Annotated in this window: 22 protein-coding genes; 15 read left to right on the forward strand and 7 right to left on the reverse strand. The window is 67.1% G+C overall.

Translation table 11 applies throughout. The features are described from left to right. Positions 1–38 precede the first annotated feature (38 nt). The 6 genes from M9799_RS03690 (at position 39) to M9799_RS03715 (ending at position 5,131) form a co-directional block, all read left to right on the forward strand. On the forward strand, positions 39–1,709 hold the full coding sequence (locus tag M9799_RS03690) for a CTP synthase (protein WP_231044105.1): 1,671 nt from the start codon (positions 39–41) through the stop codon (positions 1,707–1,709). Between the two features lie 24 nt (positions 1,710–1,733). Further along, positions 1,734–2,591, forward strand: coding sequence for a 3-deoxy-8-phosphooctulonate synthase (gene kdsA, locus M9799_RS03695; protein WP_231044104.1), 858 nt, complete (start codon positions 1,734–1,736; stop codon positions 2,589–2,591). A 3-nt stretch (positions 2,592–2,594) separates the two neighbouring features. Further along, a complete protein-coding gene (locus M9799_RS03700) occupies positions 2,595–2,885 on the forward strand; it encodes a DUF1330 domain-containing protein (protein WP_231044103.1) in 291 nt (96 codons plus the stop codon). Between the two features lie 135 nt (positions 2,886–3,020). Beyond that, positions 3,021–4,307, forward strand: a complete 1,287-nt coding sequence (eno, locus tag M9799_RS03705) for a phosphopyruvate hydratase (protein ID WP_231044102.1) — start codon at positions 3,021–3,023, stop codon at positions 4,305–4,307. Positions 4,308–4,373: 66 nt separating this feature from the next. Then, the gene (locus tag M9799_RS03710) at positions 4,374–4,652 is read left to right on the forward strand and encodes a septum formation initiator family protein (protein ID WP_231044101.1); all 279 of its coding nucleotides are present in this window, start codon (positions 4,374–4,376) and stop codon (positions 4,650–4,652) included. A gap of 23 nt (positions 4,653–4,675) precedes the next feature. Continuing rightward, positions 4,676–5,131, forward strand: a complete 456-nt coding sequence (locus M9799_RS03715) for a hypothetical protein (RefSeq protein WP_231044100.1) — start codon at positions 4,676–4,678, stop codon at positions 5,129–5,131. Positions 5,132–5,376: 245 nt separating this feature from the next. On the opposite strand, the gene hslO is transcribed toward M9799_RS03715, so the two are convergent. Beyond that, positions 5,377–6,375, reverse strand: a complete 999-nt coding sequence (gene hslO, locus M9799_RS03720) for an Hsp33 family molecular chaperone HslO (protein ID WP_231044099.1) — start codon at positions 6,373–6,375, stop codon at positions 5,377–5,379. A 28-nt stretch (positions 6,376–6,403) separates the two neighbouring features. Further along, the gene (locus tag M9799_RS03725) at positions 6,404–6,928 is read right to left on the reverse strand and encodes a gamma carbonic anhydrase family protein (protein WP_231044098.1); all 525 of its coding nucleotides are present in this window, start codon (positions 6,926–6,928) and stop codon (positions 6,404–6,406) included. A gap of 41 nt (positions 6,929–6,969) precedes the next feature. Between M9799_RS03725 and M9799_RS03730 the strand changes: the two genes are divergently transcribed. From M9799_RS03730 to M9799_RS03740, 3 genes are all read left to right on the forward strand, one after another. Next, a complete protein-coding gene (locus M9799_RS03730) occupies positions 6,970–7,770 on the forward strand; it encodes a ferritin-like domain-containing protein (RefSeq protein ID WP_231044097.1) in 801 nt (266 codons plus the stop codon). A 74-nt stretch (positions 7,771–7,844) separates the two neighbouring features. Beyond that, positions 7,845–9,092 (forward strand): EAL and HDOD domain-containing protein, encoded by a 1,248-nt coding sequence (locus M9799_RS03735; protein WP_231044096.1) that lies wholly within the window; start codon positions 7,845–7,847, stop codon positions 9,090–9,092. 60 nt (positions 9,093–9,152) lie between these two features. Next, positions 9,153–10,430 (forward strand): EAL and HDOD domain-containing protein, encoded by a 1,278-nt coding sequence (locus M9799_RS03740; protein WP_231044095.1) that lies wholly within the window; start codon positions 9,153–9,155, stop codon positions 10,428–10,430. Between the two features lie 92 nt (positions 10,431–10,522). Here the strand turns inward: M9799_RS03740 and M9799_RS03745 are convergent, their stop codons facing one another. The 4 genes from M9799_RS03745 to queG form a co-directional block, all read right to left on the reverse strand. Then, entirely contained in the window at positions 10,523–11,497 is a 975-nt protein-coding gene (locus tag M9799_RS03745; RefSeq protein ID WP_231044094.1) for a Bug family tripartite tricarboxylate transporter substrate binding protein, read from the reverse strand. 146 nt (positions 11,498–11,643) lie between these two features. Beyond that, positions 11,644–12,579 (reverse strand): site-specific tyrosine recombinase XerD, encoded by a 936-nt coding sequence (gene xerD / locus M9799_RS03750; RefSeq protein WP_231044093.1) that lies wholly within the window; start codon positions 12,577–12,579, stop codon positions 11,644–11,646. An 81-nt stretch (positions 12,580–12,660) separates the two neighbouring features. Further along, positions 12,661–13,626, reverse strand: coding sequence for a tripartite tricarboxylate transporter substrate binding protein BugE (locus M9799_RS03755; protein ID WP_231044092.1), 966 nt, complete (start codon positions 13,624–13,626; stop codon positions 12,661–12,663). A 96-nt stretch (positions 13,627–13,722) separates the two neighbouring features. Continuing rightward, on the reverse strand, positions 13,723–14,781 hold the full coding sequence (gene queG / locus M9799_RS03760) for a tRNA epoxyqueuosine(34) reductase QueG (RefSeq protein WP_231044229.1): 1,059 nt from the start codon (positions 14,779–14,781) through the stop codon (positions 13,723–13,725). Between the two features lie 12 nt (positions 14,782–14,793). On the opposite strand from queG, the gene tsaE reads away from it, so the two are divergent. The 3 genes from tsaE (at position 14,794) to M9799_RS03775 (ending at position 17,186) form a co-directional block, all read left to right on the forward strand. Then, on the forward strand, positions 14,794–15,318 hold the full coding sequence (gene tsaE / locus M9799_RS03765) for a tRNA (adenosine(37)-N6)-threonylcarbamoyltransferase complex ATPase subunit type 1 TsaE (RefSeq protein ID WP_231044091.1): 525 nt from the start codon (positions 14,794–14,796) through the stop codon (positions 15,316–15,318). Then, positions 15,315–16,826 (forward strand): N-acetylmuramoyl-L-alanine amidase, encoded by a 1,512-nt coding sequence (locus M9799_RS03770; protein ID WP_231044090.1) that lies wholly within the window; start codon positions 15,315–15,317, stop codon positions 16,824–16,826. Before tsaE ends, M9799_RS03770 begins: the two co-directional genes overlap by 4 nt. Before the next feature lie 144 nt (positions 16,827–16,970). Next, positions 16,971–17,186 (forward strand): glycine zipper 2TM domain-containing protein, encoded by a 216-nt coding sequence (locus tag M9799_RS03775; RefSeq protein WP_231044089.1) that lies wholly within the window; start codon positions 16,971–16,973, stop codon positions 17,184–17,186. A 60-nt stretch (positions 17,187–17,246) separates the two neighbouring features. Here the strand turns inward: M9799_RS03775 and M9799_RS03780 are convergent, their stop codons facing one another. Further along, positions 17,247–17,924 (reverse strand): DedA family protein, encoded by a 678-nt coding sequence (locus tag M9799_RS03780; RefSeq protein ID WP_231044088.1) that lies wholly within the window; start codon positions 17,922–17,924, stop codon positions 17,247–17,249. Between the two features lie 296 nt (positions 17,925–18,220). Here M9799_RS03780 and M9799_RS03785 point away from each other — a divergent pair, with 296 nt between their 5' ends. The 3 genes from M9799_RS03785 (at position 18,221) to gdhA (ending at position 22,340) form a co-directional block, all read left to right on the forward strand. Next, a complete protein-coding gene (locus M9799_RS03785; RefSeq protein WP_231044087.1) occupies positions 18,221–18,463 on the forward strand; it encodes a glycine zipper 2TM domain-containing protein in 243 nt (80 codons plus the stop codon). A gap of 281 nt (positions 18,464–18,744) precedes the next feature. Further along, positions 18,745–20,772, forward strand: a complete 2,028-nt coding sequence (gene mutL, locus M9799_RS03790) for a DNA mismatch repair endonuclease MutL (protein ID WP_422689229.1) — start codon at positions 18,745–18,747, stop codon at positions 20,770–20,772. Positions 20,773–20,993: 221 nt separating this feature from the next. Next, a complete protein-coding gene (gdhA, locus tag M9799_RS03795; protein ID WP_231044085.1) occupies positions 20,994–22,340 on the forward strand; it encodes an NADP-specific glutamate dehydrogenase in 1,347 nt (448 codons plus the stop codon). Positions 22,341–22,459 lie beyond the last annotated feature (119 nt).

Here is a 22,459-nt window from a genome sequence, read left to right on the forward strand (position 1 = left end):
CGCATCTATAATCCTTCTTTACCAACACCTATAAAGACATGACCAAATTTGTCTTCGTCACCGGCGGTGTGGTGTCTTCCCTGGGCAAGGGAATCGCCTCCGCCTCCCTTGCTGCGATCCTCGAGTCGCGCGGCCTCAAAGTCACTCTGATCAAGCTCGATCCCTACATCAACGTGGATCCGGGCACCATGTCGCCGTTCCAGCATGGTGAAGTGTTCGTGACGGACGACGGCGCCGAAACCGATCTGGACCTGGGCCATTACGAGCGTTTCATCGAAACGCGCATGAAAAAGACCAACAACTTCACCACCGGGCGCATCTACCAGAGCGTGCTGGAGAAGGAACGCCGCGGCGACTACCTCGGCAAGACGGTGCAGGTCATCCCGCACGTCACCAACGAAATCCAGGATTACATCAAGCGCGGCGCAGGCCTGGGCACGCCCGACGCGGTCGACGTCGCGATCTGCGAGATCGGCGGCACCGTCGGCGACATCGAGTCGCTGCCCTTCCTCGAAGCCGTGCGCCAGCTGAGCCTCAAGCTGGGCCCGAACAATTCGGCCTTCGTGCACCTGACCTACCTGCCCTGGATCGCCACGGCCGGCGAGCTCAAGACCAAGCCCACCCAGCACACGGTGCAGAAGCTGCGCGAGATCGGCATCCAGCCCGACGCGCTGCTGTGCCGCGCCCAGCACCCCGTGCCCGCCGAGGAACGCGAGAAGATCTCGCTGTTCACCAACGTTCCCGAGTGGGGCGTCATCTCGATGTGGGACGTGGACACCATCTACAAGGTGCCGCGCATGCTGCACGAGCAAGGCCTCGACGGCCTGGTCTGCGACAAGCTGCGCCTGAACACGCCGCCCACCAGCCTCAAGCGCTGGGACAACCTGGTGCATGAAACCGAGCATCCCCAGGGCGAGGTGCGCATCGCCATGGTCGGCAAGTATGTGGACCTGTCCGACAGCTACAAGTCGGTCAACGAGGCCCTGCGCCACGCCGGCATGCGTAACCATGTGCGCGTCAAGATCGACCACCTCGACTCCGAGACCATCGAAGGCCACGCCAGCGAGAAGCTGGCGCAGTACGACGCCATCCTGGTGCCCGGCGGCTTCGGCTCGCGCGGCGTCGAGGGCAAGATCTGCACCGCGCGCTATGCCCGCGAGAGCAAGGTGCCCTATCTGGGCATCTGCCTGGGCATGCAGGTCGCAACCATCGAGTACGCACGCCACGTGGCCGGCCTCGACAAGGCCAACTCGACGGAATTCGACCCATCGACCCCCCATCCGGTCATCGCCCTGATCACCGAGTGGAAGGACGAGGACGGCACGATCAAGACGCGCAACGTGAACTCCGATCTGGGTGGCACCATGCGCCTGGGCGCGCAGAGCTCCGACGTGCAGCCCGACACGCTGGCGCACAGCATCTACGGCCCGGTCGTGACGGAGCGCCACCGCCACCGCTATGAAGCCAACGTTAATTACCTTGACCAGCTGCGCGATGCCGGCCTGGTGATCTCGGCGAAGACGCAGCGCGAGCACCTGACGGAGATCGTCGAGCTGCCCAAGGAAGTGCATCCCTGGTACATCGGCGTGCAGTTCCACCCCGAGTTCAAGTCGACGCCCTGGAACGGCCACCCGCTGTTCAACGCGTTCATCAAGGCGGCCCTGGTGCACCAGCAGCAGCGCGCCGGTGGCGACGCCGCCAAGGCCTGACAGGCCACGACAAAAGGAAACACCATGAAACTCTGCGGCTTCGATATCGGCCTCGACCAGCGCTTTTTCCTCATTGCCGGACCCTGCGTGGTCGAGTCCGAGCAGCTGCAGATGGACGTGGCCGGCCAGCTCAAGGAAATCACCTCGGGCCTGGGCATCAACTTCATCTTCAAGAGCAGCTTCGACAAGGCCAACCGCTCCTCGGGCTCGAGCTTTCGCGGCCCGGGCATGGAAAAGGGCCTGGAGATCCTGGCCAAGGTGAAGAAGGAACTGAACGTGCCGATCCTCACCGACGTGCACACCGTCGAGGAAGTGCCCTACGTGGCAGGCATCGTCGACATGCTCCAGACCCCGGCCTTCCTGTGCCGCCAGACGGACTTCATCCGCGCGGTGGCCCAGTCGGGCAAGCCGGTGAACATCAAGAAGGGCCAGTTCCTGGCGCCGCACGACATGAAGCATGTCATCGGCAAGGCGCGCGCCGCGGCCAGGGAAGCGGGCCTGCCCGAGGACTCGTTCACCGCCTGCGAGCGCGGCGCGAGCTTCGGCTACAACAACCTGGTCAGCGACATGCGCTCGCTGGCCATCATGCGCGAGACCGGCGCCCCGGTGGTGTTCGACGCCACGCACAGCGTGCAGCTGCCCGGCGGCAACGGCGAGACCAGTGGCGGCATGCGCGAGATGGTGCCGGTGCTGTCGCGCGCGGCCGTGGCCGTGGGCGTGGCGGGCCTGTTCATGGAGACCCACCCCGACCCGTGCAATGCGCTGTCCGACGGCCCCAACGCCGTGCCGCTCAAGCACATGCGCGCGCTGCTGGAAACGCTGGTTGCGCTCGACGACGTGACCAAGCGCAACGGTTTCCTCGAAAATCAGTTCGGAGCCTAGAAAATGGCGAGTGGCTACATCATTGCATCGGTCGACGTCACCAACCCCGAGCAGTATGCCGAGTACCGCAAGTGGAGCACCGAAGCCATGCAGGCCCATGGCGCCGAGGTCTGCATCCGCGGCGGCGCGGTGGAAGTGCTCGAGGGCGACTGGAATCCCGGCCGCGTCGTCGTGCTCAAGTTCCCCAGCTTCGATGCCGCCCGGGCCTTCTATGATTCGCCTCAATACCTGAAGGCGCGCGAGGCGCGCGAAGGCGCTGCCATCATGCGCATGGTCTGCGTCGAAGGCGTCTGAAGCCCCGAGCGACCATGGCCCGGCCGCCTGCCCCATTCAAAGCCCCTGCCGCGCTCTGCCTGCAGGGGCTTCGGCCAAGTCGGGGCCTGCCCCGCCTGGCCAATCACCCGATTCAAAAACCTCCAAAGGAAAATCATGAGTGCGATTGTTGACATCGTTGGACGCGAAGTGCTGGACAGCCGCGGCAACCCCACCGTCGAATGCGACGTGCTGCTGGAATCGGGTGTGATGGGCCGAGCGGCCGTGCCCTCGGGCGCGTCCACCGGCTCGCGCGAGGCCATCGAGCTGCGCGACGGCGACAAGAGCCGCTACCTGGGCAAGGGCGTGCTCAAGGCCGTCGAGCACATCAACACCGAAATTTCGGAAGCCGTGCTGGGCCTCGACGCATCGGAACAGGCCTTCCTGGACAAGACCCTGATCGACCTCGACGGCACCGACAACAAGGGCCGCCTGGGCGCCAACGCCATGCTGGCCGTGTCGATGGCCGTGGCCCGCGCCGCGGCCGAGGAAGCCGGCCTGCCGCTGTACCGCTACCTCGGCGGCATGGGCGGCATGCAGCTGCCGGTGCCGATGATGAACGTCATCAACGGCGGCGCGCACGCCAACAACTCGCTCGACCTGCAGGAGCTGATGATCATCCCCGTGGGCGCACCGAGCTTCCGCGAAGCCATCCGCTGGGGCGCCGAAGTGTTCCATGCGCTGAAGAAGATCATCCACGACAAGGGCATGAGCACGGCCGTGGGCGACGAAGGCGGTTTCGCGCCTTCCGTGGAGAACCACGAAGCCGCGATCCAGCTGATCCTCGACGCGATCGAAGCCGCGGGCTACCAGGCCGGCGAGCAGATCGCTCTGGGCCTGGACTGCGCCGCCAGCGAGTTCTACAAGGACGGCATGTACGTGCTGGCCGGCGAAGGCAACATGACGCTCACCGCCACGCAGTGGACCGACATGCTGGCCGGCTGGTGCGACAAGTACCCGATCATCTCCATCGAGGACGGCATGGCCGAAGGCGACTGGGACGGCTGGAAGATCCTGACGGAACGCCTGGCCTCCAGGGTGCAGCTGGTGGGCGACGACCTGTTCGTCACCAACACCAAGATCCTGAAGGAAGGCATCGACAAGAAGATCGCCAATTCCATCCTGATCAAGATCAACCAGATCGGCACGCTGACCGAGACCTTCGCCGCCATCGAGATGGCCAAGCGCGCGGGCTATACCGCCGTCATCTCGCACCGTTCGGGCGAGACCGAGGACTCGACCATTGCCGACATCGCGGTGGGCACCAACGCTGGCCAGATCAAGACCGGCTCGCTGTCGCGCTCGGACCGCATGGCCAAGTACAACCAGCTGCTGCGCATCGAGGAAGACCTGGGCGACATCGCCTTCTACCCCGGCCGCGAGGCGTTCTACAACCTGCGCTGAGTCCAGCCGCTGCGCATGGGGCCGAGGCTCCATGCGCAGCCTGTGCCACGTTTCTAGCCCAAGCCCATGGTCAATCGCATCGTTCCACTGGTTCTGCTGGTGCTGCTTGGCGCCGTGCATGCGCAGCTGTGGCTGGGCCACGGCAGCGTGGCCTACGTGCAGGAGCTCAAGCAGCAGATTGCCGAACAGAATGCCGCCAACGCCGTGGTGCGCAGCGCCAACGAACGGCTGCAGGTCGAGGTGAACGACCTCAAGAACGGCCTGGAAATGGTCGAGGCCAAGGCGCGCAGCGAGCTGGGCATGCTCAAGCCCAACGAGATCTTCGTGCAGGTCATGCACCGTTGATGGCATCTGAACCGCTGGCGGCCGTGGTGCATGTGCTGGGCGCATGCCACAGCGGCGCCGAAACGCTGTGCGCCGATCTGGCGCTGGCCCTTCCCCTCTACACCGTGCTGAATGCGAGCCCCGAGTGGCTTGCTGCGCCGCAGCGCGCTCTGCCGGCGCAAGGGCAGCATTGCTGGCTGCTGTGCGGGCTGGACCTCGAATGCCCCGCGTCCGCGCAGGCGCAGCAGCAGCGCGAGGATGCCCTCCTGCGCGCACAGCTGATGCGCCTGGACGTCGTGTTTCGCGTGGTCTATGGGATCACGCCGCTGCAGCGGCTGTCGCATGCGCTACAGGCAATCGATGCCGTTGCTCCTTGCGCAACCACTTCACGCCATCGGGCCAGCGAGGCCAGCCAGCGGTTGCGGCCTGTCTGTGAGCAGTGCAGTGATCCGGAGTGTGAGCGCAGGTTGTTCAGTTCGTTGACAACCGGTCTTCAATAGAGGACAGGACGTCCACCCTTCGACAAGCTCAGGGCGAACGGAGTAAAAAGCACCGTGCCGGAACCAATATCTGCTGAAGTTCGGCACAGGGTACGGACCAACGATGAGCGCGTATCCGGCACACCAACCGTTCGTCCTGAGCTTGTCGAAGGATGAATGGCCAACCCTCAAGCTCCATTCCTGCCCTGGCACAGTGCATTGTGCTGAAGGGTGACCGGCTGCGCCGTCATCCCCCGCAAGCCTATTTACTGCACCATCCCCGAGCTCGGCGGCTGCTTTCCCGCCTCGGTGAACAGCTGCGCCGCATCGATCGGGTCGAACCGGTACTGCTGCCCGCAATACTCGCAGCCGACCTCGATCTGCCCGCGCTCCTGCACGATGCTCTCGATCTCGTCCAGGCCCAGCGTGCGCAGCATGCCCGAGACGCGTTCGCGGCTGCAGCTGCAGGCGAAGCGCGGCGCGCTGTCGCCCACCTGGGGCTCGAAGCGCACCAGCTTCTCCTCCCAGAACAGCCGGCGCAGGATGGTGTCGACGTCGAGCGTCAGCAGTTCCTCGCGCGTGAGGCTGGAAGCCAGCGTGGCGATGCGGTTATATTCCTCGTTCACGCCGATCTGGTCGCTGCCGGACTCGGCGCTTTCCGTGGCGGCAGCGAGGTTGGCCTCGCCCTTGACCGGCATGCGCTGCACCAGCAGGCCCGCGGCCACCTGGTCGTTGGCGGCCAGCACCAGCACCGTGTCCAGCTGCTCGGACTGCAGCATGTAGAACTGCAGCGCCTCGGACAGGCGCTCGAAGCGCCGGCCCTGCGCGTCCTCCAGCGGCACCACGCCCTGGTAGGGTTGCTGGCCGGGCTGGCGGTCCTTGGGGTCGAGCGTGATCGCGCAGCGCGCGCCGCCGGCGACGTTGAGCAGGTCGGCCAGGTTCGCGTTGTCGGCCACCGGCTGCCCGCTGCGCACCGTGGCGGTGGCGCGCAAGCTCAGGTCGGGCTGGACCTCGGTGACGGCCAGCTTGACCGGGCCGTCGCCGAACACCTGCATGACCAGCGCCCCATTGAACTTGATGTTCGACTGCATCAGCACGCCGGCCGCCGCCATCTCGCCCAGCAGCGCCTGCACGGGTGGCGCATAGGCACCGGTTTCGCTGTTGCCGGCGCGGCGCGCGAGTATTTCGGTCCAGGCATCGGTCAGGCGCACGATCATGCCGCGCACCGGCAGGCCTTCGAAGAGGAATTTATGGAGTTCAGACACGCAGGTGTTCCTGGAAAAATGCCCGGCTTCAGCCGAGCTTGCGCAAGCCGCCCTTGTAGCGGCGCGCGTTGTCAATGTAATGCCGCGCATTCTGGCGCAGCCCTTCGATCTGCTCGGGGGTCAGCTGGCGCACCGCCTTGGCGGGGCTGCCGATGATCATCGAGCCGTCGGGGAATTCCTTGCCCTCGGTGACCAGCGCGCCGGCCCCGACCAGGCAGTTGCGGCCGATCTTCGCGCCGTTGAGCACCACCGCCCCGATGCCGATCAGCGACTCGTCGCCGATGGTGCAGCCATGCAGCATGACCTGGTGGCCCACCGTGACGCGCTCGCCCACGACCAGCGGCTGGCCCGGGTCGGCATGCAGCACGCTGCCGTCCTGGATGTTGCTGCCCGCGCCCACCCGCAGGCTCTCGGTGTCGCCGCGCAGCACGCTGCCGAACCAGACGCTCACGTCCTCGCCCAGCGTCACATCGCCCATCACCTGGGCGCTGTCGGCCACCCAGGCGGATGCGGCCAGCTGCGGCGCGCGGCCCTCGAGTTCATAAATCGCCATCGGTTTGTCCCCGTTCGTTATGCAAACCTAGAATTGTAGGGATGGAGTTACGCCGCCGCGCCCTTGAGGCCTTATGCCTTGCCGATCCTGAACGCAAAGCCCTGCAGACATTGCATATGCATTCCCGGCAGGATTTTTCAATAGACCCCGCTGCGGAACTTGCAGCGCCTGCCGGCATCCTGCTGCCCGGGCACCCCGAGCGCCCCGAGCTGCGCCCGCACACCGAGATGGCGCGGCGTTCGCCGGCCACGCCGCTGGGGCGTGCGGTGCTGATCCATGCGATCGCGCACATCGAATTCAACGCCATCAACCTGGCGCTGGATGCCATCTGGCGCTTCCCGCGCATGCCCGAAGCCTTCTACCGCGACTGGCTGCAGGTGGCGGCCGAGGAGGCAAAGCACTTCCAGCTGCTGCGCGCGCACCTGCGCAGCCAGGGTCACGACTACGGCGATTTTCCCGCGCACCAGGGCCAGTGGACGATGTGCGAGAAGACCCAGGGCGACATCGTGGCACGCATGGCGCTGGTGCCGCGCACCATGGAGGCGCGCGGGCTCGACGCCACGCCGCAGATCCAGGCCAAGCTGCGCCAGGTCGGCACCGGCGATGCGCTGGCCGCCGTGGAAATCCTCGATGTGATCCTGCGCGAGGAGGTCGGCCATGTGGCGATCGGCAACCACTGGTACCGCTGGCTCTGCGCGCGCGACGGCCTCGACCCGGAGACCCATTACGCCGAACTCACGCGCCGCTACGCGGCCCCGCGCATGCGCCCGCCCTTCAACACGCAAGCCCGGCGCGCAGCAGGCTTCAGCGAGAGCGAGTTGCGCTGGCTGGAACAAAGCTGACGGCACCGCGGCGAAGCCACGGCGGTTTTCCTACAATCGAGCGCTAGACCGCCAGCCTCGCCCGATTGCCATCCATGATCCCACCAACCACCGTTCTTGCCCCTGCGCCGCCGCTGATTGCCCGCCAGCCCATCGTCGACCACAGGCAGCAGGTCATCGGGTATGAGCTGTTCAACCGCTCACGCACTGCCACGCCGAACCCTGCGGCCTCCGACGTGCTGCTGGTGTTCACCGCGCTGTCGCATGTAGGCGCCGAGGAGATCGTCGGCACCAAGCTGCTGTTCGTCAACTGCAGCCATGAAAGCCTGGCCGGAGGCCACCTCGACCTGCTCAACCCGGCGCAGATGGTGCTGGAGATACCGCCCCTCGGGCATGCCGCCCAGGATGAGGTCACTGCCCGCCTGCCGATCCTGGCGCAGCTGCGCGCCCAGGGCTTTCGCCTGGCGTTCGGCCACAGCGTGCTGGACGGCGCCTATGCGCCCTGGCTGCAGCTGGCCGACTACATCAAGCTGGACATGTCGGCACTGGCTGCCGAGCGGCTGGGGGTGCTGGTCCCGTACGCACGCCGCCTCTCTTCGGCGCAGCTGATCGCCGCAAAGGTCGAAACCCCGCAGCAGCACGAGAGCGCGGCCCGGTATGGCATGCAGCTGTTCCAGGGTTCCCTGTTTGCGCGCCCGGCCGAAGTCCACACGCAGCTGCTGGCGCCTGCGCAGGCGCACATCATCGAGCTGATCAACCTGCTGCGCCAGCAGGCGGGCACCGAGGCCATCGAACAGGTGTTGAAGAAGGATGCAGGACTGGCATTCAACCTGATGCGGATGATCAATTCGGCGGGCATGGGCCTGCGCCGTCCGGTCAATTCCTTTCGCGAGGCCGTGATGATCCTCGGCCTGCGCAGGCTGTTTCGCTGGGCCGCGCTGCTGTTCACGGCCACGCGCGATGGCGGCCCGCCCTCGTCCGTGTGCCAGAAGGCCGTGGTGCGCGCCAGGCTCATGGAGCTGCTGGCGCTCGAAGCGGGGATGGATGCGGACCAGGCCGACCACGCATTCGTGACCGGTCTGTTCTCCCTGCTCGACGCCATGCTGCCCATGCCGCTGGCGCCGGCCCTGGCGCTGGTGGGCGTGCCCGAAGCGGTCTCCAGTGCGCTGCTGCAGGGAGAAGGCCCGCTGGCCATGCTGCTCACGCTGGCCACCGCCTGCGAGTCCAGCGACGATGCCGCCTTCGACCATGCCGCGCGCAGCCTGGCGCTTGGCAGCACGCAGATCAATGGCGCACACCTGCAGGCACTGGCCTGGGCCGACCATCTCGCGGATTCGCTGTAAATTTCTCACGCCGCTGTCCCTGCCGCTGCCTGGTTGCAGAGATCGCTCCATAATCTCCCAATGAGTCTCACAGCCGCTGCCGCTTCTGCCTCCCCCACCTTGCCCCAAGGCATCGATGCCGACCATCTGGCCGTCATTGCCCGTCAAGCCATCGTGAACGACAAGAGGGAGGTCTTCGGGTATGAGCTATTCGACCGCTCGACCGCGCGCGACGCCCACACTGCCGCCAGCGACGCGGCGCTGCTGTTCAATGCGCTGTCCTATGCGGGCGCCGAAGCGCTGGTCGGGCAGAAAACGGTGTTCATCAACTGCACCCAGGAAAGCCTGGCGGGCGGGCACCTCGAGCTGATCCACCCCGACAAGGTGGTGCTGGAAGTGGCGACGCTGGAGGAAGGTGCCACCCAGGCCGACATCGAGTCGCGGCTGCAGATCTTCCAGGGGCTGCGCGAGCGCGGCTTCCGGCTGGCCTTCGACCAGCATGTGCTGCGCCGCGCCTATGCCAGCTGGCTGCCGATGGCCGCGTTCATCAAGCTGGACCTGCAGACCTTCGCCCTCAAGGATGCGGGGGTGCTGGTGAAGTTCGCGCGCACCCATACCAACGCCCGCATCGTGGCCGAAAAGGTCGAGACCGCCGAGCAGTTCGAGCACATGCGCGAGCTGGGCGTGCATTATTTCCAGGGCTTCTGGTTCGCCAAGCCCGACCTGGTGCGCGCCCAGACCATCCGGCCCTCGCAGGCCACCGTCCTGCAGCTCATCAACCTGGTGCGCCACCAGGCCAGCACCGCCGACATCGAGGAGCTGCTGAAGAAGGACCCGACGCTGTCCTTCAACCTGCTGCGCTTCATCAACTCCTCGGGTTTCGGGCTGTCCTGCGAGATCACCTCGTTCCGCCATGCGGTGATGATCCTGGGACTGAAGAAGCTGTTCCGCTGGGCCGCGCTGCTCATGACCACCTCGCGTGCCGGCGGCTCGCCACCGGCGGTGGGCCAGACCGCCGTGGTGCGCGGGCGGCTGATGGAGCTGCTGGCGGCCGAGCTGCTGCCGCCCGAGGAAGCCGACAATGCCTTCGTGGTCGGCGTATTCTCGCTGCTGGACGTGATGCTGGGCGTGCCGCTGGCCAAGGCCGTGGAAACCGTGGCGCTGCCCCAGCCCGTGGTCGACGCGCTGCTGCACGGCAAAGGCGTGTTCGCCCCGTTCCTGGAACTGACCAAGGCCTGCGAGAGCGGCGACGACGATGCCTTCGCGCGCAACGCCAACGCCCTGCACCTGACCAATCACCAGGTGAACTGGGCGCACCTGCAGGCGCTGGCGTGGGCTGAAAGCCTGAGCGAAGTCTGAACCTGCCCCGGCCCGCTCGGGTTCCTGGGCAACTTGCGAAAAAGGCCGGCTGCCCCGAGGGACAGCCGGCCTTTCGCCATCTGCAGGCGCAATCAATCCAGCTTGATATTCGCCGCGCGGATGATGCGCGCATTGCCCTGCGACTCCTCGGCGATCTGGCGCGCGAAGTCGGCTGCCTTGCCGCCGGTGGCCACATTGTCCGTGGCGGCCAGCTTTGCCTGCAGGTCGGGCTGGGCCAGGGCCTTGTTGATCTCGGCGTTGAGCCGCCCGACGATGGCCGCGGGCGTGCCGGCCGGCGCGAAGATGCCGAACAGCGACGACAGGTTGGCCGGTGCGTAGCCCAGCTCGCCCAGCGTGGGCACGTTGGGCAGCGAGGCCAGGCGCTTGGGCGCGCCCACCGCCAGCGGGTGGAAGGAGCCGCTCTTGATGTGCTGCAGCACGGCCGGGCCGGCGTTGGTGGAGAGCACCTCGAACTGCGCGCTCAGGCCGTCATTGAGCTGTTGGCCGCCGCCCTTGTACGGGATGTGCGTGATCTCGGCCTTGGCCGAATAGGCGATCTGCTCGAGCATGATGTGGCCCAGCGATGCCAGGCCGGCGGTGGCCCAGCGCACGCTGCCCGGCTCCTGCCTGGCCTGGGCGATCAGCTGGCCGAAATCCTTGGCCGTGCTGCGCTTGGTGCCCAGCAGCAGCACCGGCGAATACATCACGCTGGCCACGGGCATCAGATCCTTGGCCGGATCGAAGGGCAGCTTGCCCAGGTGCGGGCTCAGCGCCAGCGGGCTGATGGAGGAGAAGCCGAGCGTATAGCCATCGGGCTGGGACTTGGCGACCTGGTCGAGGCCGATGGCGCCGCCGGCGCCGGCCTTGTTTTCCACGATGATCGGCTGGCCCAGCTGCGCCGTGAGCTTGTCGCCCAGCGCGCGCGCGACCACGTCGCTCACCCCGCCCGCGGGATAGGACACCACCACGCGGATGGGGCGCGCGGGCCAGGACTGGGCCCAGGAGAACATCGGCAGCGCGGCCAGCGCACCGGCAACCAGCCAGCTACGGCGCAAAGAATTTGTCATTACCACTCCGAACAAAGATGGGACCGGCGCCCTCGGGGCCTGCCGGCGGCGCCGCGGGACGGTTCCCGCGGCTGCGCAATGGCCGGCATTTTGCCTTAAGCCGCATAAGCAGTGCTTAGGTCGGCAATATGGCATTCCTCGAAGGCTCAGCTCCTGGGATGGTGCTGCGCATGCAGCGCCTTGAGCCTTTCGCGCGCCACATGGGTGTAGATGGTGGTGGTCGAGATATCGACATGGCCCAGCAGCATCTGCACCACGCGCAGGTCGGCGCCATGGTTGAGCAGGTGGGTGGCAAAGGCATGGCGCAGCGTGTGCGGCGACAGTGGCGCGGTGATGCCGGCCTGCTGCGCGTGCTTCTTCACCAGCATCCAGAACATGACGCGCGACATGGCGCTGCCGCGCTGGGTCACGAACAGGTCGTCGCTGTGCTGCCCACCCAGAATGGCCGGCCGGGCTTCCTGCAGATAGCGCTGCAGCCACCACGCGGCCTCGTCGCCGAAGGGCACCAGGCGCTCGCGCTGGCCCTTGCCCGTGACGCGCACCACGCCCGAGCGCAGGTCCACCTGGTGGTTCTGCAGCCCCACCAGCTCGCTCACGCGCAGGCCGCTGGCATACATCAGCTCGAGCATGCTGCGGTCGCGCAGGCCCAGCGGCGTGCCGGCGTCGGGCGCGTTCAGCAGCGCCTCGACCTGCGCCTGGGTCAGCGTCTTGGGCAGGCGCGGCGGCTGGCGCGCGGCCAGCAGCCGCACCGTGGGGTCGGCCGCCAGGCGCTTTTCGCGCAGCGCCCAGTGGAAATAGCGCCGCAGCACCGTGAGCCGCCGGTTGGCGCTGGTGGCCTTGCTGTGCTCCAGCCGGGCCGCGAAATAGGCCTGCAGCTGCGCCTCCTGCGTGGCATCCAGCGCCAGCGGCTCGGGCTGCGCGGCCAGCCACTGCGCATAGAGCGTGAGGTCGCGCCGGTAGGCAGCCAGCGTGTTGCGCGACAGCCCGTCCTCGAGGAACAGCGCGTCGATGAAGGCATCGATGGCCGCCTGGCTTTGCGCGAGCGCAGCATGGGCCGTGGAAGAAGGCAAGGGGGTCGGCATGCGCCTAGCGTACACGAGCCGGGCATGAAAAAACCCGCAGCGCGGAACGCTGCGGGTCTTGTAGGCCGGGGCGGCGGAGGCTCAGTCCAGCGTCAGCTTCTGCTTGGCGACCACTTCCTTGTAGACGGCCAACTCGTTCTTGAGCTCGGTGGCGAACTCTTCGGGCGAATTGGCCACCACCAGCGAGCCGGTGTCCTCGATGCGCTTGCGCACGGCCGGATCCTGCAGCGCCTTGCGCGTGGCGGCGTTGATCTTGTCGACCAGTTCCTTGGGCATGTTCTTCGGGCCCAGGATGCCGTAGAACGCCATGCGGTTGACCTGCTCGAGGCCGACTTCCTTGAAGGTCGGCACATCGGGCAGCACGGCCAGGCGCTGGGGCGCGGCCACGGCAATCGCGACCAGGCGCTTGTCCTTGATGAAGGGCAGCGCCGAAGGCAGGTTGTCCAGCACCATCGGAATCTGGCCGGCAACGGCGTCATTGAGCGCCGGGCCCGCGCCGCGGTAGGGCACATGGACCATGTCGATCTGCGTCAGGCTCTTGTAGAGCTCCATCAGCATGTGCTGCACGCCGCCCGTGCCCGACGAGCCGTAGGAGTACTTGCCCGGGTTCTTCTTCAGGTAGGCCTCGAAGGCCTTGTAGTCCGTGGCCGGGAATTTCGGGTTCACCGCGATCACGTTGGGCGTGGCCGCGATGTTGATGATCGGCGTGAAATCCTTGATCGGATCGTAGGGCGTCTTGGGGTTGATGGCCGGGTTGGTGGCCATGCTCGACAGCGTGGCGATGCCCAGGTTGTAGCCATCGGGTTTCTGGCGCGCGGTCTCGAGCGCACCGATGGCGCCGCCGCCACCACCGCGGTTTTCCACCACGACCACCTGGCCGAGTTCCTTGCCCAGTGGCTCGGCAATGACGCGCGCAATGATGTCGGTGGTGCCGCCGGCGGCAAAGGGCACCAGCAGCTTGATGGGCTTTGTCGGGTAGGCCTGGGCCATGACAACCGAGCTGGCGAGCGCCAGGGTAAGGCCGATCCAGCGATTGCGTTGAGACATAAAAGTCACCTTTTAGGGTTTTTTGGACCCTGAATGCTAAGCGTTGGACCCGTGACCGCAAAGTGGATGCACGCACTAATTTACTGGTGTTTACCCCTAGCCCAGAGTGAGCGCCACCTCGCGCTGCGCCAGCGCCCATTGCACATGCTCGCGCACCAGCGCATCGGGGTGCTCGCTGCGCGAAAGCAGGGCTTGCCGCACGTCGTGATCACCGGTTTCGCGCCAGGCATTGCCCAGCGCCACGGCAATGTTGCGCAGCCAGCGCGCATGGCCGATGCGCCGGATCGGGCTGCCCTCGGTGCAGCGCAGGAAGGTCGCCTCGTCCCAGGCGAACAGCTGCGCCAGCTGCGCGCCGACCAGGCCGGCGCGCGCATCGAAATCCGGCAGGCTGCTGGATTGCGCGAACTTGTTCCACGGGCAGGCGAGCTGACAGTCGTCGCAGCCGTAGATGCGGTTGGCCATCAGCGGGCGCAGTTCCTCGGGAATCGCTCCCGCGTGCTCGATCGTCAGGTAGGAGATGCAGCGCCGCGCATCGACGCGCTGCGGCGCGACGATGGCGCCCGTGGGGCAGGCGTCGCTGCACGACTGGCAGCTGCCGCAATGTGCGCTGACCGGCGCCGTGGGTTCGAGCGCCAGGTCGACATAGATCTCGCCCAGGAAGAACATCGAGCCCGCGTCGCGGCTGAGCACCAGCGTGTGCTTGCCGCGCCAGCCCTGGCCGCTGCGCCGCGCCAGCTCGGCCTCGAGCACGGGCGCCGAGTCGGTGAACACGCGGTGGCCGAAGGGCCCGACCTCGGCGGCAATCAGGTCGCTGAGCTTTTGCAGGCGCGCGCGCAGCACCTTGTGGTAATCGCGGCCGCGGGCATAGACCGAGACGATGGCTTCCTGCGGACGCCCGAGCCGCGCCCATTCCACCGCCTGCCAGCCCTCGGGCGTGTCGCGCGGCAGATAGTCCATGCGCACGGTGATCACGCTGACGGTGCCGGGCACCAGTTCGGCCGGGCGCGCGCGCTTGAGGCCATGCGCCTGCATGTAATGCATGTCACCATGGAACCCTTGCTCCAGCCATTGGATCAACCCGGGCTCGGCTGAGGTCAAATCCACGCCGGCGACCCCGATTTGGGAAAATCCCAGACCCCGGGCCCAATCTTGCATCAAAGGAAAGAGTTGACTGCTGCACACCATACCCCTGCGATTGTAGGAAGCGACGATAACCCCCGCCCGCACGCGACACGCCACCTGCAGTGGCGGTCCGAGGACGACACCGCGCGCTTTGCCGCGCAGCTCGCGCGCTGGCCCGGGCTGCGCAATGCCTATGTCACCCTGCATGGCGACCTGGGCGCGGGCAAGACCACGCTGGTGCGCCACCTGCTGCGCGCGCTCGGGGTGCAGGGACGCATCAAGAGCCCCACCTATGCCGTGGTCGAACCGCACGAAGCGCCCGGCCTGTCGATCTGGCACTTCGACTTCTACCGCCTCGAAGACCCGCGCGAATGGGAAGATGCCGGTTTTCGCGACATTTTCGCCAGCCCGGGGCTCAAGCTGGCAGAATGGCCGGAGAAAGCAGCGGCCATGACGCCGCCTGCCGATCTAGCCATCCATATCGAAGCAATCGACGAAACGCAGCGCGGCGTGACGCTGGTGGCTCACACCCCAGCCGGCCGCGACATGCTTGCACACTGGCCCGCATGAACGACGTCCTCCCCCCCTCCTCCTCCCGGCGCAGCCTGCTGCAGGCCGGCACGCTGGCCCTGCTGCTGGGCACGCAGCAGATCGCGCGCGGCGCCTCCATCATGGCGGTGCGCGTCTGGCCCGCGCCGGAGTATTCGCGCGTCACGCTGGAATCCGACACGCCGCTGGTCGCCAAGCAGTTCTTTATCCCCTCGCCACCGCGCCTGGCGGTCGACATCGAGGGCATCGAGCTCAATCCGGCGCTGCGCGAGCTGGTGGCCAAGGTGCGCGCCGACGACCCGAACATCGAGGCCATCCGCGTCGGGCAGAACTCGCCCAACGTGGTGCGGCTGGTGATCGACCTCAAGCAGAAGGCCTCGCCCCAGGTGTTCACGCTGGCGCCCGTCGCCGCCTACAAGCACCGGCTGGTGTTCGATCTCTACCCCGAGAAGGCCATCGACCCGCTCGAAGCGCTGATCACCGAGCGCCTGCGCGAGGCGGGCCCGGGCACGGCAGCGGCTGCCGCGACCATGACCCCGCCGCCGGCCCCGGGCGCGGCCGCGGCCGCCGCGGTGTCGGGCACGCCGGCCCCCGATCTGCTTGGCGACCTGATTGCCAAGCACAGCCAGAAACCGGTGCCTGCCGCGGCGACGGCCGCCGCGGCCACGGCCGCTGCCGCTCCCGCCCCTGCCTTCCCCGGTGCCGTCGTGCCCGTGCCCCCGCCCGTGCCGCCGACGGTCATCGCGCAGGCGCCGGCTCCCATCGCCCGGCCGCCGGTGCCCTCGCGCGCCACCGCGCGCCAGACCGACCGCATCATCATCATCGCGCTGGACCCGGGCCATGGCGGCGAGGACCCGGGCGCGATCGGCCCGGCCGGCACGCGCGAGAAGGACGTCGTGCTGCGGGTGGCGCATCTGCTGCGCGACCGCATCAACGGCTCGGAGATCAACGGCAGCCCGATGCGCGCCTACCTCACGCGCGACGGCGACTATTTCGTGCCGCTGGGCACACGCGTGGAAAAGGCGCGGCGCGTGCAGGCCGACCTCTTCGTCAGCATCCACGCCGATGCCTTCACCACGCCCAATGCCAGCGGCGCCAGCGTGTTCGCGCTCAGCCAGAGCGGCGCCTCGAGCACCGCCGCGCGCTGGCTGGCGAACAAGGAAAACCAGGCCGACCTGGTGGGCGGGCTGAATGTCCGCTCGCAGGACCGGGAGGTGCAGCGCGCGCTGCTGGACATGAGCACGACGGCGCAGATCAACGACAGCCTCAAGCTCGGCAGCGCGCTGCTCGGCGAGATCGGCGGATTCGCCAAACTGCACAAGCCGCGCGTCGAGCAGGCGGGCTTCGCGGTGCTCAAGGCACCCGACATTCCCAGCGTGCTGGTCGAGACCGCCTTCATCAGCAACCCGGGCGAGGAGGCCAAGCTGCGCAGCGCGGCCTACCAGAACCAGCTGGCGGATGCGCTGATGCGCGGAATCCGCGGCTATTTCGCCAAGAACCCGCCCCTGGCGCGCAGCCGCGCAGTCTGATCCCAGGTTGCGTTCATGGGTTTGGCAATGGTCCTACAGGCAATGCAGGACCATGCCCGCACTCCCTGCTGCCATCACTGGGCATGCTTGAAAGCAAGGCCTGACAAAGGCCCAGCTTCAATAACTGCCACAAGGGGAATGACCATGAAGACACGTATCTACGTCCTGGCTGCGGCCACTACCGCCGCACTCACTCTGGGCGGCTGCGCCAATAATGCCCAACTGGGCACGGGCGCTGGCGCCGTCGCCGGCGGCCTGGCCGGCAACGCGCTGTTCGGCGGCACGCTGGGCACCGTGGGCGGCGCCGCCGCCGGCGCGCTGGTCGGCAACGAAGTGGGCAAGCGCAGCGACCGCCGCTGAGCACCTCCCCGCCAAACGAAAAAGCCAGCATCCGCTGGCTTTTTTGCTTAGCACCGCCGCTCAGGTCGGCGTCTGCGCCTTTTCCGCGCGCCCCGCACGCCAGGCCCCGAAGATGGCGATCAGCCCCGGCACCAGGATCAGCGCCCAGATGATGATCTCCAGGTTCTCGCGCACCCACGGCAGGTTGCCGAACACATAGCCCGCCGTGACCAGGCTGCCGACCCAGAACAGGGCGCCGCCGATGTTGAAGGCGGTGAACTTGCTGCGGTCCATTGCAGCGACGCCCGCCACGAAGGGCGCGAAGGTGCGGATGAAGGGCATGAAGCGCGCCAGCACGATGGTGATGCCGCCATAGCGTTCGTAGAAGGCATGCGCGCGATCGAAAGCCTTGCGGTTGAACCAGCGCGAGTTCTCCCACTGGAACACTTTGGGCCCGATCCGGCGGCCGATCAGGTAGTTGCACTGGTCACCCAGGATGGCCGCCACGACCAGCACGCCGCAAGCCAGCGGATAGTCCATCAGGCCGATGCCGCACAGCGCGCCGATGATGAACAGCAGCGAGTCGCCCGGCAGGAAGGGCATGACCACCACGCCGGTCTCGACGAACACGATGGCGAACACCAGCGCATAGACCCAGGGCCCGTAGGCAATGACGAAGGCCTCGAGATGCTTGTCGATGTTCAGGATGAAATCCAGCAGGAACGCCGCCGCGCCGGTCAAAAACGAAAAGATTTCCAAGACAGTGCTTTCAAGAATCGGGGATCAGCCGGGCGGTGCCGGCAGGAACGCCACACTTTAGCGCCCGCCATGCCGTGCCAGCACATATTTTGACCGAAGGCAGCACGGATGCAGGCTCCAACGCATGGCCAAGCGGCTTGGCTGACAGCGGTTACATCTTTGCCATGGTTCTACGCTTACTTGCAAATTTATCCCTATTTCACATCTTGAGCTTTACAAACGGCTGGCAAAGTGTTTCCCATGGCAATAACGGCACGCCGCCATTGCCCCTTTCACTACCTACAAGGAGTCGCTCCATGACAAATGCTCTCAAGAAAATCACCTGCGCCGGCGTCACCGCACTGGCTGTTCTGTCGATGGCGGGCTGCGCCCATGGCCCTTCGCGCTCGCAACTGGGCACCGGCGCCGGCGCCGTGGTCGGCGGGGTGGCCGGCAATGCGCTGTTCGGCTCGACCCTGGGTACCGTGGGCGGCGCCGCCGCAGGTGCGCTGGTCGGCAACGAACTGAGCAAGGGTGGCCGCGGCGGTCGCCGGAGGTAAATGGCACTCCCTGCGCGGGCCGCCCTGAGCGGCTTCGCCGCGGGGCGGCCCGCCGCTTCCCCTCTCATCCTTCGGTGGAGGAGAAGGCCCGCTTAGGGGCGCCCGGCCAGGGACGGGAGCCTCGGTGCGGGGGGCCCGCCTAGGGGTGGCCCTCCTCGCTGCCCCCACGCCGGGCCATGCCAGTTTCATAGGGGGCGCCCCTTGGCCACCTCTTTTCGGCCATCGTCATGCCGGCTACAGCCTCTGGCCGACAATTGCCCCGACCCCCTAGAATCAGTCGGGTGAACGACCCAACTTCTTCCTCCCCCTCCGCTCCTTCCACCCGCCGCCCGATCCGCGATCTGCCCGATGAGCTCATCAGCCAGATCGCCGCGGGCGAAGTCGTCGAGCGGCCGGCCTCGGTGGTGCGCGAGCTGGTCGACAACGCGCTGGACGCGGGCGCCACGCAGGTCACCGTGCGCCTGCTCGCCGGCGGCGTGCGGCTGATCACCGTCGAGGACGACGGCGCGGGCATTCCGCGCGACGAGCTGCCCGTGGCGCTGCGCCGCCATGCCACCAGCAAGATCGCCGACCTCCACGACCTGGAAACCGTGGTCACGATGGGCTTTCGCGGCGAGGCGCTGGCCGCCATCGCCTCGGTATCCGAAGCCTCGATCCATTCGCGCCCGGCCGGCCAGGACAGCGCCTACCGGCTCGATGCGCGCAGCGGCGAGCTGCGCCCCACGGCGCGCAACCAGGGCACGACCGTCGAGATCAAGGAGCTTTTCTTCTCGACACCCGCGCGCCGCAAGTTCCTCAAGAGCGACAACACCGAGCTGGCGCACTGCGTCGAAGCCGTGCGCCGCCATGCGCTGGCGCGTCCCGAGGTCGGCTTCGCCATCTGGCATGAAGGCAAGCTGGTCGAGCAGTGGCGCGCGGTGGTGGGGGCCGCGCCCGAGGAGGCATTGGCGCGCCGCCTGGCCGACGTGCTGGGCGAGGACTTCGTGGCGCAGTCGGTGGCCGTGCAGCGCAGCAGCGCCGGCATCGGCGTGATCGGACGCGCCGGCGTGCCCGATGCCGCGCGCTCGCGTGCCGACCACCAGTATTGCTACGTCAACGGCCGCTTCGTGCGCGACAAGGTGGTCTCGCACGCCGCGCGCAGCGCCTACGAAGACGTGCTGCACGGCCAGAAGCAGCCGATCTATGCGCTCTACATCACCATCGATCCGGCGCGCATCGACGTCAACGTGCACCCCACCAAGATCGAGGTGCGCTTTCGCGACAGCCGCGAGGTGCACCAGGCGGTGCGCCATGCGATAGAGGACGCGCTGGCGGTGCCGCGCGCGGCTGCGGCTGCCGCAGCAGCCGAGGCTTCGGGCGATGCGGTGCCCGCACCGCAGGCCGGCGCGGCAACCACGCCAGCGCCGGCTTTCAGCCTGGCGCCGCGCCCCCAGCAGGCGCACATGCCTTTCGGCAACAGCCTGCCCGGCCAGCGCGTGAGCGACATGGGCGCACTGTGGGCGCCGATGCGCACGCCCGACCTGCCGGTGGCCGCAGACCACCTGCCGCCGGCACCGGCCGCCACCTCCACCGGCCTGGGGCCCCAGCCGGTGCAGCCTGCAAGCATTTTCGCGGTGCCTGGCGCGGCAGCTGGCGCAGGGCCTGCCACCTCATCTGGCGCGGCCCCTGCCGCGGCACCTGCTGCCGTGCCTGACGGCTCTGCGGCACCCGAGGGCCCCGCGCACTGGCCGCTGGGCCGCGCCGTGGCGCAGATCCATGGCGTCTATATCCTGGCGGAAAACGCCCAGGGCCTGGTGCTGGTCGACATGCATGCGGCGCACGAACGCATCGTCTACGAACGGCTCAAGGCCTCGCTGACCGAGCAGGAGCGCATTCCCAGCCAGCCGCTGCTGATTCCCGCGACCTTCGCCGCCACGCTGCAGGAAGTCGCCACGGCCGATGCGCATGGCGAGACCCTGGGCCTGCTGGGCCTGGAGATCTCGCCGTTTTCGCCCAAGACCCTGGCGGTGCGCGCCGTACCCGCGTCGCTGGCGCAGGGCAATGCGGTCGAGCTCGCGCGCAGCGTGTTGGCCGAGCTGGGCGAGCATGACGCCAGCACCGTGGTGCAGCGTGCGCGCAACGAGATCCTGGCGACCATGGCCTGCCACGGCGCGGTGCGCGCCAACCGCAAGCTCACGCTCGACGAGATGAACGGCCTGCTGCGGCAGATGGAGGTCACCGAGCGCTCCGACCAGTGCAACCATGGCCGGCCGACCTGGCGGCAGATGAACATGCGCGAGCTCGACGCGCTGTTCCTGCGCGGGCGCTGAAAAGCTCGGCCGGTGCTCTACCTTCTCTCGCCTTCGCCGCCTTGCCCCGGCTGCTTGCATGCACCGTCATAGCGAGAACCCTGGGTGTGACGCACCGGAAATGAACATTCATGCACCAGTCATGTACAAGAGTTCACCAAAATGATGCATGACGGCATACCTATTGGGCATAATCTTTGAGCAAAATCCCTGCAGCCGTTTTTCGTCAGAAAGTGTTTTACATGAAGTACCAGTCCGTCGATCAGTTCCTCGAACACGTAGCACAGCGCAGCCCGGGCCAGCCTGAATACCTGCAAGCTGTCACCGAAGTGATGGAAAGCCTCTGGCCCTTCATCGAGAAGCACCCCAAGTACGCGGAAAACGGCCTGCTGGAGCGCCTCATCGAGCCGGAACGTACCGTCATTTTTCGTGTAAGCTGGATTGACGACAAGGGCCAGGTCCAGGTGAATCGCGGTTACCGCATTCAGCACAGCATGGCCATCGGTCCCTACAAGGGCGGCCTGCGCTTCCATCCCTCGGTGAACCTGTCCGTGCTCAAGTTCCTGGCCTTCGAGCAGACCTTCAAGAACGCGCTGACCACGCTGCCCATGGGTGGCGGCAAGGGCGGCGCCGACTTCGACCCCAAGGGCAAGAGCAATGCCGAGGTCATGCGCTTTTGCCAGGCATTCGTCACCGAGCTGTACCGCCATGTGGGCCCCGACACCGACGTGCCTGCGGGCGACATCGGCGTGGGCGGGCGCGAGGTCGGGTTCATGGCCGGCATGTACAAGAAGCTGGCCAACAGCGCGGCCAGCGTGTTCACCGGCAAGGGCCTGTCCTTTGGCGGCTCGCTGATCCGCCCCGAGGCCACCGGCTACGGCACGGTGTACTTCGCGCAGGAAATGCTCAAGACCCGCGGCAAGTCCTTCGAGGGCCTGACGGTCTCGGTCTCGGGCTCGGGCAACGTCGCCCAGTACGCGGTGGAAAAGGCCATGGCGCTGGGCGCCAAGGTGGTGTCGGTGTCCGACTCCTCGGGAACGGTCTATGACGCGGAGGGCTTCGACACCGCCAAGCTCGAACTGTTGATGGACATCAAGAACCGCCGCTACGGCCGCGTCAGCGACTACGCGGCAGAGGTGGCTGGGGTGGAGTTCCGCGCCGGCCAGACGCCCTGGCACATTCCGGTGGACGTGGCCCTGCCCTGCGCGACGCAGAACGAACTGGACCTGGACGACGCCCAGGCGCTGATCGCCAACGGCGTGCTGTGCGTGGCCGAAGGCGCCAACATGCCCTCGACCATCGACGCCGCCAAGGCCTTCGAGGCCGCCGGCGTGCTCTACGCGCCGGGCAAGGCCTCGAACGCCGGCGGCGTCGCCACCTCGGGCCTGGAGATGAGCCAGAACTCGGTGCGCATGTCCTGGCCCGCCGAGGAAGTCGACAACCGGCTGCTGCAGATCATGCAGAGCATCCATGCGGCCTGCATCAAGTACGGCCAGCGCGAGGATGGCACGGTGAGCTACATCGACGGCGCGAACATCGCGGGCTTCGTCAAGGTGGCGGATGCGATGATTGCGCAGGGCGTGGTCTGATCACGCCATCGCAAAATGCATGGACCGTGAGGTCCGTGCCAAACCGTTCGTGGTGAGCCTGTCGAACCATGGATGGCCCTGCCTCAGATGCACAGGCATGCATCTACCCATACCCGGGG

The sequence above is a fragment of the Comamonas endophytica genome (assembly GCF_023634805.2).
Lineage (GTDB): Bacteria > Pseudomonadota > Gammaproteobacteria > Burkholderiales > Burkholderiaceae_C > Comamonas > Comamonas endophytica.